Genomic DNA, 16,232 nt, shown 5'->3' with positions numbered 1-16,232 from the left:
CGCCAAAAATCTCTATAAGTACGATTGCCACGACAAGAATGACAAAAAACCATTCGGGAGTATTTTGAAGATATTCTGTGACGGTGTTCATGATTATAAAACTATTTTTTTAAAGTTTTTGATGATAAGATAGGAGGTGACTGAGCGTACCCCTTTGGTGTGTAGTGTCGTATTTATAATCTCTTCGGCCTCTTTTGTAGAGTGTACTTTGCCGTAGAGTTCAACCTTTTGATTGTGGACCAAAACAAGTATGTCGTTGGATGATACATGTTTTGCTTTCAGTAGCCTGTACTGGATTTGGGTTTTGATCAAAAAATCGTTTCTTTTTGCCACTTTGGCTCCGTTTTGAACCTGTTTGTAGTAGAGTTGGAAGCTAGATTGCTCTTCAGGGATTGCAGGTTGTCTGTTTTGCGAAAAATCTTTGACGGTGGAAGCCGATTTTTCCATGAGAATAATAAGGTTTTGCAGTGCTTTTTGTATCTCATCCTCTGTTTGTGCATGTAGATGAAAAGCAAAGAGAAGGATAAGAAGCCATCTACTTGCCCAATGCATCTTTGGCCCCTTTAATGGCATTTTCGATAGTCTCTTTCGCTTTCGAAAAGGCTCTCAAACCGAGTTTTTTTGCTTCTTGAACATCCAGCTTTACAGAAGGTATATGGGTGAGATCCTCGAAACGCGATTTAAGAATATTGGCAGCGATTTCCGCTTCATTTTTGATCTTTTCTATCAATGTTTCACTGTTTTTGGCTATTGTCTCGATCTTTTCTTTGATACCAGGTTCGCTCTGTTTGGCTACTTTATGAATGGTCTGCATATAGATTTCATCCATATGGGGAAGATTTTCAATGATAGATGCATAGTTTTCTATAATAAGAGTACGTGCTTCATCGGGTGTATATTGAATTGTTTGGTAAAACTTTTTTATACTAAGACGAATTCCTTTTTTCACCCCAAGGATTGTTCCTCTTAAAATCTCATCTGCATAGTTGATGCTGGCTTCGGACAAATTGGCGGCGACTTGCAAGATCGTTTGGCTGACATCCTGTATATGTCGTGCATCCACATTGATATCGATCGTCTGATGGGTAAGATCTTTGGTGATTTCAAAGACTGTTTCTTCCACATTCTGGGCTTTTTCCAAAGCCGTGATGATGGCAGCTTCTGTAGTTTCTGCGAGGATCCCCAAAAGTTCCAGTGATTTGAGTTTGTACTCATCCAAGATCTTTTGGGCCTGTATCTGTTGATCTTTGGGAAGGGAGGCGATAGCTTTTTCAAGTAGGTCAAAAGTTTCGATAAGTTCGGATTTCAGTTCGCTTTTTTCTGCTTCGATTTCACTGCGAAGCTTGTCGATTTGCTGAAGAAGGTCTTGGATCTTTTGGGTTCTGGGTCTTTTTTTCTCTTCGATTGTTTTACGAATCGTTTCAATGGGATTTGGGCCAAGTTGCATAGTCCAACCTTATGTAAAGTTGGACTATTATAGCAAATTATCGTCTATGGGCGTTACGAGGTCTTCGGTTGCCTCGATAGCCTCTATTGTTGCGTCCGCCGCTTCTTTGAGGTCTGGAAAGTTCTCTTTTTGCCTGTTCGAGCATCTTTTCGATCTCTTTGAGGCTTTTCCCGATTCTTTCGTTCCCACTGACGGTGTCGTTTTTGATGACCATGGAAGCCAGTTTGAGTGCAGCTGTGGAGATATCTATTTGTGATTCAAGAAGTTCCACAAGTTCTATCGCTTCTTTGGATACCTCTTGAGAAAGAATCATATCAAGCATCGATTTTTGCTTTTCGTTTTTCACTTCCGCAGAGGTTGGAATCTCTTTATTGATTAAAGAGCTTCCCACCTCTTTTTGGATGCGTAGGAGCTGTTTAAATTCATGAGGAGTCACTAAACTGATCGCTATTCCTTCTTTCCCAGCTCTTCCTGTTCGCCCGATTCTATGGACATAGCTTTCTGGGTCAAACGGAATGTGATAGTTGAACACATGGCTTACGTCACTGATGTCCAAGCCTCTTGCTGCCACATCTGTTGCGATCAAAATCTCGATGTTTCCTCGTTTAAAAGCTTTGATGGTCTCTTCTCGCTGGCGCTGTTGCATATCGCCGTGAAGTCCTTTTGCACTGTAACCTTGGGCTTCAAGAAATTGCGCAAGACGATCTACTTCTATCTTCATACGGCAAAAGATGATCGATTTTGTAGGATTTTTGTAATCGAGCAAGCGAATGAGAGCTTCATCTCTTTCATGCTCGTCAACCACATAGTAAAACTGCTTGATATTTACGTTTGTCACCTCTTTTTTCGTAATAGAGATAAACTCGGGTGAGTGGAGAATCTGTTGAGCCAACTCTTTGATGGCCTGTGGCATTGTCGCACTGAAAAGTAGAGTTTGTCTATTGGTTGGAAGATAGTTGAAAATGGCTTTTATATCATCTAAAAAGCCCATATCAAGCATCTCATCCGCTTCGTCCAAAACGACAAATTTTGGATTGAGTTCGATTTTGCCACTTTTTAAAAGATCCAAGAGTCTTCCAGGAGTCGCTACAACGACTGCTGCATTGGCTATATGATTGAGCTGTCTTGAATAGGAGCTTCCTCCGTAGACTGTGGCTGTTTTGATGCCAAGATATTTTCCAAGTCGAAAAATCTCGTCGCTAACCTGAGTAGCCAACTCTCTCGTTGGAACTATCACAAGGGCTTCTACTTCGCCATCGAGCTCTAACATATTTAAAAGTGGAAGTGCAAAAGCAGCCGTTTTACCGGTGCCTGTGTGGGCTTGGCCCACCATATCTTTTCCTGCTAATACGACAGGAATCGCCTCTTTTTGGATAGGACTGGGCTCTTTGAAGCCGGCTTGCTCTATCGCTTTCATTATTTGGGGTTTCAGATTGAAATCAGAAAAAGTCATTATGCCTCTTTAAAAAATATTAACCTTCAATGAGCGAATCACAGACGATTCAATCAAAGGTCACTTCTAAGATTTTTGGGGTTGTAGAGGTGATAAGGGGATCGAATCGTAAATAGTCGCCTATCAAAGGCTTGGCCGTATTGTACCGGTAAACACTTAAAATAAACTTAATATGCAAAATAACGTCACTGTTTTTGCTATGATAATAAAGCTTTAAAAAGATTATAGTAGGTATATGATGAAAAAAATCAATGAGCTTGAAAAGTTTGAAAAACCGAGAGAAAAACTTTTGGAAAAAGGGGCAAAGGCTCTAAAAGATTATGAGTTGGTTGCCATCTTGCTTGGAAGCGGGGTGAAGGGAAAGGATGTTATCAAACTATCAAAAGAAATCATCAAGCTTTTTCAGCAAGATTTTGATGCAATAAATATAGAAAAACTTCTTCAAATTCACGAACTTGGCATTGCGAAAGCTGCTCAGATAGTAAGTGCAGTAGAGTTATCAAAAAGATATCTTTTCAAACAGCACAAAACCGTAATTTCGGCAAACGATGTGTATGAAGAGCTAAAAGAGTATTTTGATAAAAAGCAAGAGTATTTTATAGCCTTTTATCTTGATGGGGCAAATAGAATTTGTGAAAAAAGAGTGATAACTATTGGCACGTTAAATCAAAGCTTGGTGCATCCAAGAGAGGTGTTTGCACCAGCGATTGAAAGTAGATGTGCAAGTATCATTGTGGCGCATAACCACCCATCAAACAATCTTACTCCAAGCAGGGAAGATATATTGGTGACGCAAAAGTTAAAGCAAAGCGGCAAGATACTTGGAATTGAACTGTTGGACCACATCATTTTTAGCAAAGAGGGATTTGTTAGTTTACAAGAGGAGGGAATTTTATAATGGCGAAGAAAAAGCAAAATGGCGATAGTTTTGAGCAAAGCTTATGGAAAGCTGCCGATAAGCTGAGAAAAAATATCGATGCAGCGGAGTATAAACATGTTGTATTAGGGCTTATTTTTTTGCGATACATCTCAGAAGCATTTGAGGATCTGTATGAAAAGCTAAAAAGAGGCGAGGGAGAGTATGCCGGAGCGGATCCCGAAGATATTGATGAATACAGAGCAGAAAATGTATTTTTTATTCCGCCAGAAGCACGATGGAGTCATCTCAAAGAAAAGGCCAAAGATCCAGAAATCGGAAAAATTATCGATAACGCGATGGAGCTAATAGAAAAGAAAAACCCATCTTTAAAAGGCGTTTTGCCAAAAGTGTATGCAAGAGGAAATATCGATCCAATCGCTCTTGGAGGGTTGATAGATCTCTTTAGCAATATTGCAATCAATGAAGCTAAAGAGAAAACTTCAGACATTTTGGGGCATGTGTTTGAGTATTTCTTAGGCGAATTTGCGCTGGCTGAAGGGAAAAAAGGCGGGCAGTTTTATACGCCAAGGAGCGTCGTTGAGCTTTTGGTCGAGATGCTTGAGCCATATCGTGGAAGAGTGTTTGACCCATGCTGCGGAAGCGGTGGAATGTTTGTTCAATCAGAAAAGTTTGTGCAAGAGCATCAAGGAAAAATAAATGATATTTCCATTTATGGACAAGAGAGCAACCAGACAACCTGGCGACTGTGTAAGATGAATCTTGCCATTCGAGGGATTGATAGTTCACAGGTCAGATGGAACCCGGAAGGCTCTTTTTTAAACGATGCCCACAAAGACTTAAAATCCGATTTTGTGATAGCCAATCCCCCGTTTAACGACAGTGACTGGAGTGGAGAGCTTTTACGTGAGGATGCGCGATGGAAATATGGCGTGCCACCGGCTGGTAATGCAAACTATGCATGGATACAGCACTTTATCTTTCACCTGGCACCCCATGGAAAAGCCGGCTTTGTTTTGGCAAAAGGTGCGCTTACGACAAAACAGAAAGATGAGTATGAAATCAGAAAAAATATGATTGAAGATGATATAGTCGACTGTATTGTAAATCTGCCTGCAAAACTCTTTTTAAATACCCAAATACCAGCATCTTTGTGGTTTTTAAGAAAAAATAAAACTACAAGAAAAGGACAAATTCTCTTTATCGATGCAAGGGATATGGGCAAGCTTATAAACAGGCGACAACGGATTTTAACACCAGAAGATATTAAAAAAATCGCAGATACTTACCATACATGGCAAAAAGAGGATAGCAGTTATGAAGATATCAAAGGATTTTGCAAATCAGTTAGCGTTGATGAGGTAAAAGGGCTTGATTATGTTTTGACTCCCGGGCGTTATGTGGGACTAGCTGAAGAAGAGGATGATTTTGATTTTGAAGAGAGGTTTGAAAAACTCAAACAGGAGTTTTTATCCCAGCTTGTTGAAGAAGAGAGACTTAATAAACTGATACTGGAGAGTCTGGCAAAGATAGATATCAAAGGTGAAGGATGAAAGAGGAAAATCAATTAGTTATTTTTGAAGATAGTGATAAAAAGGTTGAGGTGCAATTAAGAGAAGAAACAATATGGCTTAATCTTAATCAAATTTCACAACTTTTTGATAAAGATAAATCTGTGATTTCAAGGCATATAAAAAATATTTTCAGAACAGGAGAATTAGATAAAAATTCAACTGTTGCAAAATTTGCAACAGTTCAATTAGAAGGAAAAAGAAAAGTAAAAAGAACAATTGAATACTTTAACCTTGATGTCATTATATCTGTTGGTTACCGTGTAAACTCCAAAAAAGCAACACAGTTTAGAATCTGGGCTACAAATGTTTTAAAAAATTACCTTGTCAAAGGATATGCGATCAATGAAAAAAAGCTTACAGAAGAAAAACTAAAAGAGCTTGAAGAAGCTATAAAATTTATAAAAGAAAATATCAACACTCCCTCTATAACGGCAAGTGAAGAAAAGGGAATGCTTGAGATTATTGAAAAATATGCTTTGGTTTGGAAATGGGTAGAGGAGTATGACACAGGCAAAATAGAAGCACGTATTACAAGAAAAGAGAGAAAAAAGATAAGTTATCAAGAGGCAAAAGAAGCAATTGTAGAGCTTAAAAACTATCTTATCGAGCGTAAAGAAGCATCAGATATCTTTGGAATAGAAAGAGATAGGGGGCTTTTTGAGAGTGCATTAAATACAATTTATCAAAGTTTTGGAGGTGAGGAGCTTTATCCATCTTTTGAAGAAAAAGCGGCAAACTTGCTCTATTTGATTATTAAAAATTATCCATTTGTGGATGGAAATAAACGAATTGGGGCTTTGCTTTTTTTAAAATTTTTGTATGAGAACTTATCAAAAGAGGAACTTTTTCAAAAATTTAACAGCAACACTTTAACAGCTTTATGTTACCTCGTAGCAGCAAGCCCAGCAGAGCAAAAAGAGCAGCTTATCAAGCTTATTATGAATTTTATAGCGTTTGAGGGTTAAAAAATGAAATTAGAAGAGATTTTAAAACAACCGGAAAATAGAAGACTTGAATTTAAAGAGACTTTGCCAAGTAAATCTGATCTATGCAAGAGTGTTGTATCTTTTGCCAATGATGCAGGAGGTGAAATTTATATAGGCATAAAAGATACTCCAAGAGAGATAATTGGAGTGCCTGAAGAGGATTTATTACAATTAGAAGAAATAATCAGTAATATCATTCATGATAGCTGCTATCCTCTTATCTTGCCTGAGATTTCATTTATAAATCATAATGGAAAATATGTTGTTAAAATTGAAATTTATAAGGGAAACAATCCGCCAGATTATCTTAAAAGCAAAGGAAAAGAAAACGGAACATATATAAGAGTTGGTTCTTCAAACCGGCTTGCTACAAAAGATATCATAGAAGAGTTAGAAAGAGAAAAACAGGGAGTTTCATTTGATTCTCTGCCTCTGCATTCAAAAAGTATTGATGAGTTGGAAATTTCTCTTTTTGCAAAACAATTTGAAGTGATTACAGGCGAAAAGTTAACCAAAACTATCTTAAAAAAATTAAACCTTATAATTTTAGAACAAAATAGAGAATTTCCTACCAACGCTTTAATACTGCTTTCTAACGACGAAATAAGAAATAAACTTTTCCCATTTGCAAAAATTGAGTGCGCAAGGTTTAAAGGCACAGTTCCTGGAGATTTTATTGATCAAAAAAGTATTGATGAACCTGTAAGCTTTCAGGCAGAAGAAGCTTATAAATTTGTCTTAAGACATATCTCTCAAGGTTCAACCTATGAGGGAGTTTATAGAAAAGACAGGTGGGAATATCCAATTATTGCTATTCGTGAAGCGATAAGAAATGCTGTAATTCATAGAGATTACTCATTAACTGGTAAAGATATAAAAATTGCAATATTTGATGATAAAATCGAAATTACAAGCCCCGGTAAACTAATGCCAACTATAGATTTTGATGATATGGAATCTGGACAATCAGATATAAGAAACAAAGTGCTTGCAGTAGTATTTAAAAAACTTGGAATAGTAGAGCAATGGGGAAACGGATTAAGACTTATTGCCAAAGAGCTAAAAAAATATCCTGAAATAAAATTTGAATGGAGTGAGCCTGGAGTTTCGTTTAGAGTGACATTTAAAAAATTAAATTATGGCTTGGAAACTCAAAAATCAATTTCAACAAAATTTGCGGACGATAACGACCGATTACGACCGATTACGACCGATTGTCTATAGAAGAAAAGAAAATTTTACGGTTTTTACTGGATAATGAAAAAATTACTAAAAAAGAAGCAACTAAACTTATCGATGCTAAAGAAACAAAAACTAAAGAGGTTTTAAAAAATTTAGTTGAAAAAGGTCTTATTCAAAGAGAAGGGAAAGGAAGAAGCACATATTATATTTTGAAAATTGAAAAGAGAAAAAGCTATGAGTAAATGGAAAGAATATAAACTAAATGAGATTGCTGAAATATTCGATCATAAAAGAATACCGCTTAGTACTATGGAAAGACAAAAAAGAAAAGGTATATATCCTTATTATGGGGCATCAGGAATTATTGATTATATAGATGACTTCATTTTTGATGGTGAATATGTTCTTATCTCAGAAGATGGAGAAAATTTAAGAACTCGACAATCACCTATTGCATTTATTGCCAAAGGAAAATTTTGGGTTAATAATCATGCTCACGTTATTAAAGGGAAAAATAATTATTTAAATAAGTTAATTGTTTATTATTTTAAAAATTTAAATTTAAACCCTTTTCTCACAGGAGCAGTTCAACCCAAACTGAATAAAACAACATTATTAAGTATTCCTATTTATTTACCGGAAGATATGAGTGAACAAAAAGCCATAGCCTCTGTGCTTTCATCATTTGATGATAAAATAGATCTTTTACATCGCCAGAATCAAACACTTGAACAAATGGCACAGACACTTTTTAGAAAATGGTTTATAGAAGAGGCAAAAGAGGATTGGGAAGAAGGTTTTTTACCTGATGAATTTGATTTTTTAATGGGGCATTCTCCTAAAGGAAGCTCGTTTAATGAATATGGTTTTGGAATTCCAATGTATCAAGGTAATGCTGATTTTGGTTTTCGTTTTCCTAAAAAAAGAATTTTTACTACTGAACCAAAAAGATTTGCTGAAAAATTTGACACTTTAATTAGTGTTAGAGCGCCAGTAGGTGAGCAGAATATGGCATTAGAGAAATGTTGTATAGGAAGAGGGCTTGCACGATTTAGATATAAATTAAATCCAAATTTTTATTCATATACATACTATAAGCTAAAATATTTAATAAATAAGATAAAATTATTTAATGACGAAGGGACAGTTTTTGGTTCAATTAGTAAGGGTGATTTTCAAAAATTAGAAATTATGATTCCCCCAATAGATATTATTGAAAAGTTTCAACAGCAAGTTAAACCAATTGATGATAAGATAATTCAAAATTCCCTTCAAATCCAAACTCTCAAAAAATTGCGAGACACTCTCTTGCCAAAACTCATGAGCGGGGAGATAAGGATAAAAAATGCTGAATGAAAACTCCGTTGAAAACTTCACAATAGACCTCCTCAAATCCCAAGGCTACGATTACCTCTATGGCGGAGATATTGCCCTAGATGGTGAAAATCCGTTGAGGGATTCTTTTGAAGATGTAATTTTATTTGATAGGTTAAAAACGGCAATAAAAAAAATTAATCCCAGCTTACCTCAAGATGCAATAGATGATGCTATCAAGCAAATTACGCAAATCAATACGCCAGATTTGATAGCAAATAATGAGATTTTTCATAGAATGCTAACAGAAGGAGTGAAAGTAACCTATCAAAAAGATGGAGTTCAGCGGGGAGACATTGTTTGGCTTGTTGATTTTAAAAATCCGCAAATGAATGATTTTTTGGTAGTAAACCAGTTTACGGTTATAGAAAACCATAAAAATAAAAGAGTTGATATTGTTCTATTTATAAATGGATTACCTTTAGTAGTAATGGAGCTAAAAAATCCTACAGATTCAAATGCTAATATAAAATCAGCCTATAACCAGCTTCAAAATTATAAACAAACGATTCCTACACTCTTTACATATAACGAAATTTTAATAATTTCAGACGGGCTTGAAGCAAAGATGGGAAGTCTCTCTGCTGGGTTTGATAGATTTATGGCATGGAAAAGTGCAGATGGTAAAAAGGAAGCCTCACATCTTGTAAGCCAGCTTGAGACTCTAATACAAGGGCTTTTAAACAAAGAGACTTTGATTGATTACATCAGGTTTTTTATCCTTTTTGAAAAAAAGAAAAAAGAAGATAAAGGTCAGATAACCGTCCAAACCATTAAAAAAATAGCAGCATATCATCAATACTATGCAGTCAATAAAGCTATAAAGTCAACCTTAAGGGCTATCGGACAAAACAAATCGAACTTTTTAGTCAAAGAGCCACCGGCAAATTACGGACTGCCTGATGTAAAAGAGCAGAGCGAAGGAGATAGAAAAGCGGGAGTTGTCTGGCACACCCAAGGCTCGGGCAAGTCACTTTCGATGCTCTTTTATGCCGGAAAAGTTATTCAAACCACCAATAACCCGACAATCGTTGTTATCACAGATAGAAATGATCTTGATGACCAGCTTTTTAACACTTTTGCAACTGCATCAAAACTTCTTAGGCAAGAGCCAGTGCAGGCTGCAAGCAGGGAAGAGTTAAAAAAGCTTCTTATGGTGGAGAGTGGAGGAGTTGTATTTACCACCATTCACAAGTTTTGGCCAGATGATGGCAATGTGTATGAAACTTTGTCAACAAGAGACAATATTATCGTCATTGTCGATGAAGCGCACAGAACCCAGTACGGTTTTAGAGGCAGAGTAGATAAAAAAAGCGGTGAGATTAAATACGGTTTTGCAAAATATCTGCGAGATGCTTTGCCAAATGCTACATATATAGCATTTACGGGAACCCCGATTGAGAGCACAGATAAAAACACTCCGGCAGTCTTTGGAAACTATATCGACATCTACGATATAGCAAACGCTGTTGAGGATGGAGCGACTGTTCCGATCTACTATGAGAGCAGGCTGGTAAAAATAGATATAACGGAAGAGGGAAAAAAGCTCATAGAAGAGTATGAAGAAGAGTTGGACGCAAGAGGATTATCTGAAATTGAAAAAGCAAAAGCGAAATATTCAAAGATCGAAGCTTTGGTGGGAGCAAAGCCGAGGATAAAAGAGATAGCAAAAGATATAGTGAGCCATTTTGAAAGCCGTCTTGAGGTGATGGATGGAAAAGGGATGATTGTAACAATGACGTGGCACATTGCAGCAAATTTGTATGATGAAATTATCAAGCTTCGCCCCGATTGGCACAGTGATGAACTAAAAAAAGGGAAAATCAAAGTAGTCATGACTACTTCATCTTCGGATGAGCCTCATATTGCAAGGTTTTATCTTACAAAGGAGCAAAGAAGAACGCTTGCTGATAGGTTTAAAGACCCGCAAGATGAACTAAAATTGGTAATCGTTGTGGATATGTGGCTGACCGGTTTTGATGTACCGAGTCTACATACGATGTATATCGACAAGCCTATGAAAGGGCATACGCTCATGCAAGCGATCGCAAGGGTCAATCGGGTCTACAAAGATAAAACAGGCGGGCTTATTGTCGATTATATAGGTATTGCAAGCGATTTGAAAGAGGCTTTGTCATTTTATAGTGATAGTGGAGGCAAAGGCGAGCCTGCACGATTGCAAGAAGAGGCTGTCAAAGTGATGCTTGAAAAGCTGGAAGTGGTAAGAGATATGTTGTATGGATATGACTATAAAAGATATTTTGATGCAGATACTTCACAAAAACTTCATATTATCCTTGAGGTTGAAGACTTTATTTTGGGGCTTGAAAATGGTAAAAAAAGATTTATCGATGCAGTTACAGCTCTTTCAAAAGCTTTTTCACTTGCAGTGCCGCATAGTGAAGCTATGAAGATAAAAGATGAAGTTGCATTTTTTCAGGCTGTGAAATCAAGGCTTATCAAATTTAATATCGAGAGTGAAAACAGTTTTGACTATGCAACGGCAATCAAACAGATTGTGGATAAAGCCGTCTCTTCAAGTGGAGTAATCGATATATTTGATGCAGCAGGGCTTAAAAAGCCTGATATTTCGATTTTGTCCGATGAGTTTTTGGAAGAGATCAAGGAGATGAAGCAGAAAAACTTGGCCATTGAGGCACTCAAAAAGCTTATCAACGATGAGATTAAAAGCAGAATCAAAACAAATATCGTAAAAAGCAAATCTTTAAAAGAGTCTTTAGAGGAGTTGATACGGAAGTATAATAATAGATTATTAACGGCTGCTGAAGTGATAGATGAGCTTATTCATCTTGCAAAAGAGATAAAACAAAGTGATAAAGAGCCCGAAGAATTGGGGCTTAGTGATTATGAGTATGCATTTTATTGTGCAGTTGCGGACAATGAGAGTGCAAGAGAGCTTATGGGAAAAGAGAAGTTAAAAGAACTTGCTGCTGTTTTGTTTCAAAAAGTTAAAGAAAATACCACAATAGACTGGGCGATACGAGAGAGTGCAAGAGCAAAATTAAAAGTAATAATTAAAAGAACACTCAGACAATATGGCTATCCGCCCGATATGCAAAAGCTTGCTACCCAAACAGTTTTAGAGCAGGCCGAAGCTTTGGCAAACGATTTGGTGGAAACAGTTTAGATGAAGATATAGCTTTCATTCTATTTCTTCTAATGTTTTTTGCTCCGACCATAAACTTAAATGTAACTTAAGTAGCACTTTTTTTGATTCCTTTTTGCTATGATAGATATAGTTCGAGTGAAAGGAGGAGCAATGAAAGAGCTCAAAGATTTTGATCAAAAAGTACAGATCGAGTATCCAACGATTTGGCGATACAAAGTGATTGGCGAAAATGCCAAAAAAACGAGAGAGGCGATAGAGAGCGTGACAAATCGACCTACGACTATCACCTTTTCCAAGCAGAGCAACCGTGGAAAATACCAAAGTTTCAATGCGGATATTATGGTACACTCTGAAGAGGAGAGGGAAAAGATCTATCAAGAACTCAAGGCCCATAAAGATGTGAAAATGGTCCTTTGAGATAAAGGCTTAAAAATGAAACAGATCCTTTTGGTCATGCTTATTGCCTTTTCGAGCCTGTTGGCCTCTTCCAAAGAGGCGACAGATGTAAGTAATACGCTCAATGCATCCGCACATATCGAGCCAGATATCTATAGTTTTGGTTTGTTTGTTTTTATGACAAACTCGAGTGAAAAAACCATCATAAACAGTTTGGGCATCGTAGATAAAACCATTCGCTCTTTAGGGCTTTGTTATGAAGGAGGAAGATATTCGCTCTATCAAAATTGCCGATGGGAAAAAGATAAAAGGGTATGTGAAGGATATAAAGGGGAGGTTGGTTATCAATTTTTTATCCAAGACCCAAAAATGCAAAATAGAGTTTTACAAGCAATAGATGAGCTAAAAAGCAGAATGCATAAGGGTTTTGGATTTAGTATACGTTATCCTCATTGGGAAGTTTCACGAAGCAGACGCGAGAGTGTTGTGCAAGATCTGCAGTTACGGCTTATAGACAAGGCCAAGACTTTTGGAAAAAAAGCTGGTGAAAAACTATCGAAACAGTGTCATATTACAAGTATCGATTATACTACCAGATATTTCCCTGTGGTACGAACGCTTAAGAGCATGACTGTAAAATCAGATATCCAAGCTCCTGAACCTGCTAGGACAAAACAGCGTGTCGAGGTGAAGGCGAAAGTGGAGTATGTGTGCCGTTAGCGCACAAAATCGCCGCTTTTGCCTCCGCTCTTTCGTTCAAGCTGGATATTTTTGATAACCATCCCTTTGTCTATCGCTTTGAGCATATCATAAATGGTTAAAAGTCCAATACTCACACCAGTCAAAGCTTCCATCTCCACGCCGGTTCGCCCCTTTAACTTGCATGTGACGATCAGTTTGAACCCTGGAAGATCGGGAAGTTCCTCTACATCACAGTTGATAGATGTGAGAAGCAACGGATGGCACATAGGGATAAGATCCGGTGTCTTTTTGGCTCCCATGATGGCAGCTATGACGGCTGTGTGAAGGACCGCCCCTTTTTTAGTCGTTTCGTTTTTTACTGCGTCAAATGCCTCGGGGGTAACTTCGATAATTCCGCTGGCCACGGCGATGCGCTCCGTCTCATCTTTGACTCCCACATCTACCATTTTGGGACGTTTTTTTTCATCTAAATGGGTTAAATCAGACTTCATAATCAACCACCTTTGTTTCGGTTCCTATCTCTTTAAGCCATGCCACAATTTCGTCTTGGTGGTATGGATGGACTCTGTATGTTTCAAGATCCTCTTTATTATCAAATGTTGTTACAAGGGCTAGATCATAACTTCTTTGGCTTCTACTAAAATTGATACCAACTTCGATCTCTTTGAGTACATCGATATGCTCTTTCATGCTTAGAAGCTTCTCTTTGGCTTTTTTTGCTAAACTAAAATCAGGAAACTTCATAAAGACAATATGTCGAACCATTGTAATCCTTTAGGAGATGTTATGAAAAAATTTTTACTTATTCTACCACTTTTGCTCTTTGGTGCCGATAAGCCGTGTACGAAATGCAATCTCAACAAGTCGCAGATGAAGTGTGAGTACTATCTCATTCAAAAAGGGGATACGAGCAAAGCGAAAGAGTGCGTTTTTTATGCGGATTATCTTGATCAAACGAAAGTGTACGGAAAGGCCAGTTGGTACTACCTCTTGGCATTAAAGCCAAAAAAAGCGATAGAAGCGGCAAAAAAAGCGATACAGATGGGAGAAAATTTTGCGTATGAATATTTGGGGGATGCCTATTTGATTTTGGGAGATGAGGAGGCCGCCAAGAAAAGCTACCAACTTTTTAAGCAAAAAGTTGGAAACACTCGCTTTTTTATAATGCACAATTTCAAAGTTTTAAGTAGGATTTATAACAATTTTGATGCTAAAAAAGCGGAAAAGATGTTGCAGTAGTGGTGACCCGTGTTGGATTCGAACCAACGGCCCACTCCTTAAAAGGGAGTTGCTCTACCAGCTGAGCTAACGGGTCAAGAGTCGAAATTATAGCAAAACTTTTTTGAGTTGCAAAGCTTTTTTGAATTCATCGGGATAGTTGAGATTTAAAAATCTTTCATCCTCTTGAAATTCCACATAATGGGTATTTGCTTCTTTTAAAATAGAGTTGAGCTTAAGATTGTTTTTTTCGAGGGCATTTTCTATCTTTGGTTGAATCGATTTGCGGTAGATTCCTATGAGAGGATGGGAGAAATCGGTTTTTGCGATAATGGCGTCTTTATTTGGATATTTTTTTGCTTCTTCAATCAGTTTTTCTATGATCGGTTTATCGATAAAAGGAGCATCGACACTTATGGCGAAAAACTCATCAAATTTGTCAAAAATATCCAAAAATGCGGGAGTTGGCGCGTAAATATCGCTGCTGTCAAGAATGAGTGGAGCGTTGAAGTTGAATTTTTCGCTCTTTGAGGAGATGTAAACCTCATCAAAAAGAGGAAGCAGACGCTCGAACTGATACTCAATAAGTGGCTTGTCTCCAAATGAGAGAAGGGATTTGTCCCTTCCCATTCGTGAGCTTTTCCCGCCAGCAAATATAACGCAGATCACTTGTGGAACATCTCCTCAAACATGGAGTCTTTGCCGACATTTTGATTTTCATTGTGATTACTTGCTGCCGGTCTGATAATTGCCCCTTTTTTCGCTTTTCCTTCTATAACTTTTGCATAGGAAAATTTAGGTAAAACTTTTGTTATTTCCAGCTCTCCTATTTTTATCTCTTCACGTCCTAAAGACTCTTTTGTATAGGGGTCATATATTTTTTTGCCCAGAGCATATATTTCAAATCTATCTCCCGGATGGAGGGTATTGCCTCCCATATTAAGAATGATATTTTTACCAGAAGATCGAACGATTCGTGGTGGATAAATGTTGAACATTATTTGATCAACTAAAACTTGAGCTATTTTGTCTCCTACTTTTACGGTAAGACTTTCAGCTCTTTTGGTAGGAGGTACTTCAAACGCTATATCGATAGTATCGGACCACTTGATCTGTTGTCTTGGAACATAAAGAACGCGATAGGCTATTGTGGCATAAGCCTCCTCTGTAGTCTCATCGGGACCTAATAGATAGTTGCCTTCCTTTTTATCAGTTCCAAAATCTAATATCTGTCCAATGATGAAGTAGTCTGCCCCAAGTCGCTTACCGATACGAGCCAGTTCGACAGGATCCGTTCCTGGGGAGAGTAAGAAACTTTTCTCGAATTCATAATATTTACTATTTTGTCTATCCAAAATGGTAAATTTTCTTGTTTGGGTTATCTTATTGATGATCGATTGTGTAAGCCGGCGACTCAGCTCTCTTCCATCAATAGTTATTCCATGTAGCGAATATGTTGGCTTATATTCAAAAGGGAGTACCGCCAAAGTACGGCGATTGTGGGGATTGTGACCCGCATCTCTATATTTGTATCTGGTAGTGCGTTTTGTTACCTCAACGATGGCTTTATAATGGTGTGGTTCAATTTCCATCACCTCAACAACTTTATAGCTATTTACTTTTCCATGTGTTATCTTTTTGATTTTACTGCTGTAAAGATATGCCGATTTTGATGATGTGTCTGTTTCTATGAGTTGATCTTTGGAAAAAGCGGTTTTCGACAATCGAACTCCCTGAAGTTGTCCAAGGGCATCGACTAAGGCTTCCGTGATGGCTTCGGATCGCGTTGTTCCTTCTCCTACACCTTGTACTACACGGGTGGAGACAACTTTGTGCGCTCCAGCCCATAGGAAACTATTCAATAGAACAAGACAAAGAAGCAATCGTTTCATA

17 protein-coding genes and 1 tRNA gene are annotated in these 16,232 nt (G+C 37.5%); 10 read left to right on the top strand and 8 right to left on the bottom strand.

Annotated elements, in window-relative coordinates; translation table 11 throughout:
* Positions 1 to 93: 93 nt before the first annotated feature.
* From NIS_RS09110 to NIS_RS09100, 3 genes are read right to left on the bottom strand one after another with little or no spacing between them, the layout of a single operon-like run.
* On the bottom strand, positions 94 to 552 hold the full coding sequence (locus NIS_RS09110; RefSeq protein ID WP_012083080.1) for a BON domain-containing protein: 459 nt from the start codon (positions 550 to 552) through the stop codon (positions 94 to 96).
* Positions 536 to 1,447, bottom strand: coding sequence for a hypothetical protein (locus NIS_RS09105; protein ID WP_012083079.1), 912 nt, complete (start codon positions 1,445 to 1,447; stop codon positions 536 to 538). The genes NIS_RS09110 and NIS_RS09105 overlap by 17 nt, the downstream gene beginning before the upstream one ends.
* Before the next feature lie 37 nt (positions 1,448 to 1,484).
* The gene (locus NIS_RS09100) at positions 1,485 to 2,900 is read right to left on the bottom strand and encodes a DEAD/DEAH box helicase (protein WP_012083078.1); all 1,416 of its coding nucleotides are present in this window, start codon (positions 2,898 to 2,900) and stop codon (positions 1,485 to 1,487) included.
* Positions 2,901 to 3,138: 238 nt separating this feature from the next.
* On the opposite strand from NIS_RS09100, the gene radC reads away from it, so the two are divergent.
* From radC to NIS_RS09055, 9 genes are all read left to right on the top strand, one after another.
* A complete protein-coding gene (radC, locus tag NIS_RS09095) occupies positions 3,139 to 3,798 on the top strand; it encodes a RadC family protein (protein WP_041354074.1) in 660 nt (219 codons plus the stop codon).
* Complete coding sequence (locus NIS_RS09090; protein WP_012083076.1) at positions 3,798 to 5,330, top strand: type I restriction-modification system subunit M; 1,533 nt, start codon at positions 3,798 to 3,800, stop codon at positions 5,328 to 5,330. Before radC ends, NIS_RS09090 begins: the two co-directional genes overlap by 1 nt.
* Positions 5,327 to 6,316, top strand: coding sequence for a Fic family protein (locus NIS_RS09085; RefSeq protein WP_012083075.1), 990 nt, complete (start codon positions 5,327 to 5,329; stop codon positions 6,314 to 6,316). The genes NIS_RS09090 and NIS_RS09085 overlap by 4 nt, the downstream gene beginning before the upstream one ends.
* Before the next feature lie 3 nt (positions 6,317 to 6,319).
* The gene (locus NIS_RS09080; RefSeq protein ID WP_012083074.1) at positions 6,320 to 7,561 is read left to right on the top strand and encodes an RNA-binding domain-containing protein; all 1,242 of its coding nucleotides are present in this window, start codon (positions 6,320 to 6,322) and stop codon (positions 7,559 to 7,561) included.
* A complete protein-coding gene (locus NIS_RS10330; RefSeq protein ID WP_041354073.1) occupies positions 7,552 to 7,761 on the top strand; it encodes a helix-turn-helix domain-containing protein in 210 nt (69 codons plus the stop codon). Before NIS_RS09080 ends, NIS_RS10330 begins: the two co-directional genes overlap by 10 nt.
* On the top strand, positions 7,754 to 8,875 hold the full coding sequence (locus tag NIS_RS09070; protein ID WP_012083073.1) for a restriction endonuclease subunit S: 1,122 nt from the start codon (positions 7,754 to 7,756) through the stop codon (positions 8,873 to 8,875). The genes NIS_RS10330 and NIS_RS09070 overlap by 8 nt, the downstream gene beginning before the upstream one ends.
* Positions 8,865 to 12,041 (top strand): type I restriction endonuclease subunit R, encoded by a 3,177-nt coding sequence (locus NIS_RS09065; RefSeq protein WP_012083072.1) that lies wholly within the window; start codon positions 8,865 to 8,867, stop codon positions 12,039 to 12,041. Before NIS_RS09070 ends, NIS_RS09065 begins: the two co-directional genes overlap by 11 nt.
* 132 nt (positions 12,042 to 12,173) lie before the next feature.
* Positions 12,174 to 12,440, top strand: coding sequence for an HP0495 family protein (locus NIS_RS09060; RefSeq protein WP_041354072.1), 267 nt, complete (start codon positions 12,174 to 12,176; stop codon positions 12,438 to 12,440).
* 15 nt (positions 12,441 to 12,455) lie between these two features.
* A complete protein-coding gene (locus tag NIS_RS09055; RefSeq protein ID WP_012083071.1) occupies positions 12,456 to 13,139 on the top strand; it encodes an SIMPL domain-containing protein in 684 nt (227 codons plus the stop codon).
* Here the strand turns inward: NIS_RS09055 and moaC are convergent.
* Positions 13,136 to 13,612 (bottom strand): cyclic pyranopterin monophosphate synthase MoaC, encoded by a 477-nt coding sequence (moaC, locus tag NIS_RS09050; RefSeq protein WP_012083070.1) that lies wholly within the window; start codon positions 13,610 to 13,612, stop codon positions 13,136 to 13,138. The two genes, NIS_RS09055 and moaC, sit on opposite strands and share 4 nt — an antisense overlap.
* Entirely contained in the window at positions 13,602 to 13,886 is a 285-nt protein-coding gene (locus NIS_RS09045) for a Dabb family protein (protein WP_012083069.1), read from the bottom strand. The genes moaC and NIS_RS09045 overlap by 11 nt, the downstream gene beginning before the upstream one ends.
* Positions 13,887 to 13,907: 21 nt before the next feature.
* Between NIS_RS09045 and NIS_RS09040 the strand changes: the two genes are divergently transcribed.
* Entirely contained in the window at positions 13,908 to 14,360 is a 453-nt protein-coding gene (locus tag NIS_RS09040; protein WP_012083068.1) for a hypothetical protein, read from the top strand.
* Here NIS_RS09040 and NIS_RS09035 read toward each other — a convergent pair.
* From NIS_RS09035 to NIS_RS09025, 3 genes are all read right to left on the bottom strand, one after another.
* Positions 14,361 to 14,436 (bottom strand) — tRNA-Lys (locus NIS_RS09035).
* Positions 14,437 to 14,447: 11 nt separating this feature from the next.
* Positions 14,448 to 15,008 carry a molybdenum cofactor guanylyltransferase MobA gene (mobA, locus tag NIS_RS09030; protein WP_012083067.1) on the bottom strand — a complete coding sequence of 187 codons (561 nt, stop codon included), beginning with the start codon at positions 15,006 to 15,008 and terminating at the stop codon, positions 14,448 to 14,450.
* The gene (locus NIS_RS09025; protein WP_012083066.1) at positions 15,005 to 16,231 is read right to left on the bottom strand and encodes a CsgG/HfaB family protein; all 1,227 of its coding nucleotides are present in this window, start codon (positions 16,229 to 16,231) and stop codon (positions 15,005 to 15,007) included. The genes mobA and NIS_RS09025 overlap by 4 nt, the downstream gene beginning before the upstream one ends.
* Position 16,232 lies beyond the last annotated feature (1 nt).

It is taken from the genome of Nitratiruptor sp. SB155-2 (assembly GCF_000010325.1).
GTDB lineage: Bacteria > Campylobacterota > Campylobacteria > Campylobacterales > Nitratiruptoraceae > Nitratiruptor.
Note: the sequence above shows the minus strand (reverse complement) of the source record. Positions and strands in the feature narration are given on the sequence as shown.

Excerpts from the sequence above, each read along its gene's own strand:
- NIS_RS09110 (WP_012083080.1), bottom strand. The coding sequence starts at position 552 with ATGCATTGGGCAAGTAGATGGCTTCTTATCCTTCTCTTTGCTTTTCAT.
- NIS_RS09105 (WP_012083079.1), bottom strand. The coding sequence starts at position 1,447 with ATGCAACTTGGCCCAAATCCCATTGAAACGATTCGTAAAACAATCGAA.
- NIS_RS09100 (WP_012083078.1), bottom strand. The coding sequence starts at position 2,900 with ATGACTTTTTCTGATTTCAATCTGAAACCCCAAATAATGAAAGCGATA.
- radC (WP_041354074.1), top strand. The coding sequence starts at position 3,139 with ATGAAAAAAATCAATGAGCTTGAAAAGTTTGAAAAACCGAGAGAAAAA.
- NIS_RS09090 (WP_012083076.1), top strand. The coding sequence starts at position 3,798 with ATGGCGAAGAAAAAGCAAAATGGCGATAGTTTTGAGCAAAGCTTATGG.
- NIS_RS09085 (WP_012083075.1), top strand. The coding sequence starts at position 5,327 with ATGAAAGAGGAAAATCAATTAGTTATTTTTGAAGATAGTGATAAAAAG.
- NIS_RS09080 (WP_012083074.1), top strand. The coding sequence starts at position 6,320 with ATGAAATTAGAAGAGATTTTAAAACAACCGGAAAATAGAAGACTTGAA.
- NIS_RS09070 (WP_012083073.1), top strand. The coding sequence starts at position 7,754 with ATGAGTAAATGGAAAGAATATAAACTAAATGAGATTGCTGAAATATTC.
- NIS_RS09065 (WP_012083072.1), top strand. The coding sequence starts at position 8,865 with ATGCTGAATGAAAACTCCGTTGAAAACTTCACAATAGACCTCCTCAAA.
- NIS_RS09060 (WP_041354072.1), top strand. The coding sequence starts at position 12,174 with ATGAAAGAGCTCAAAGATTTTGATCAAAAAGTACAGATCGAGTATCCA.
- NIS_RS09055 (WP_012083071.1), top strand. The coding sequence starts at position 12,456 with ATGAAACAGATCCTTTTGGTCATGCTTATTGCCTTTTCGAGCCTGTTG.
- moaC (WP_012083070.1), bottom strand. The coding sequence starts at position 13,612 with ATGAAGTCTGATTTAACCCATTTAGATGAAAAAAAACGTCCCAAAATG.
- NIS_RS09045 (WP_012083069.1), bottom strand. The coding sequence starts at position 13,886 with ATGGTTCGACATATTGTCTTTATGAAGTTTCCTGATTTTAGTTTAGCA.
- NIS_RS09040 (WP_012083068.1), top strand. The coding sequence starts at position 13,908 with ATGAAAAAATTTTTACTTATTCTACCACTTTTGCTCTTTGGTGCCGAT.
- NIS_RS09025 (WP_012083066.1), bottom strand. The coding sequence starts at position 16,231 with ATGAAACGATTGCTTCTTTGTCTTGTTCTATTGAATAGTTTCCTATGG.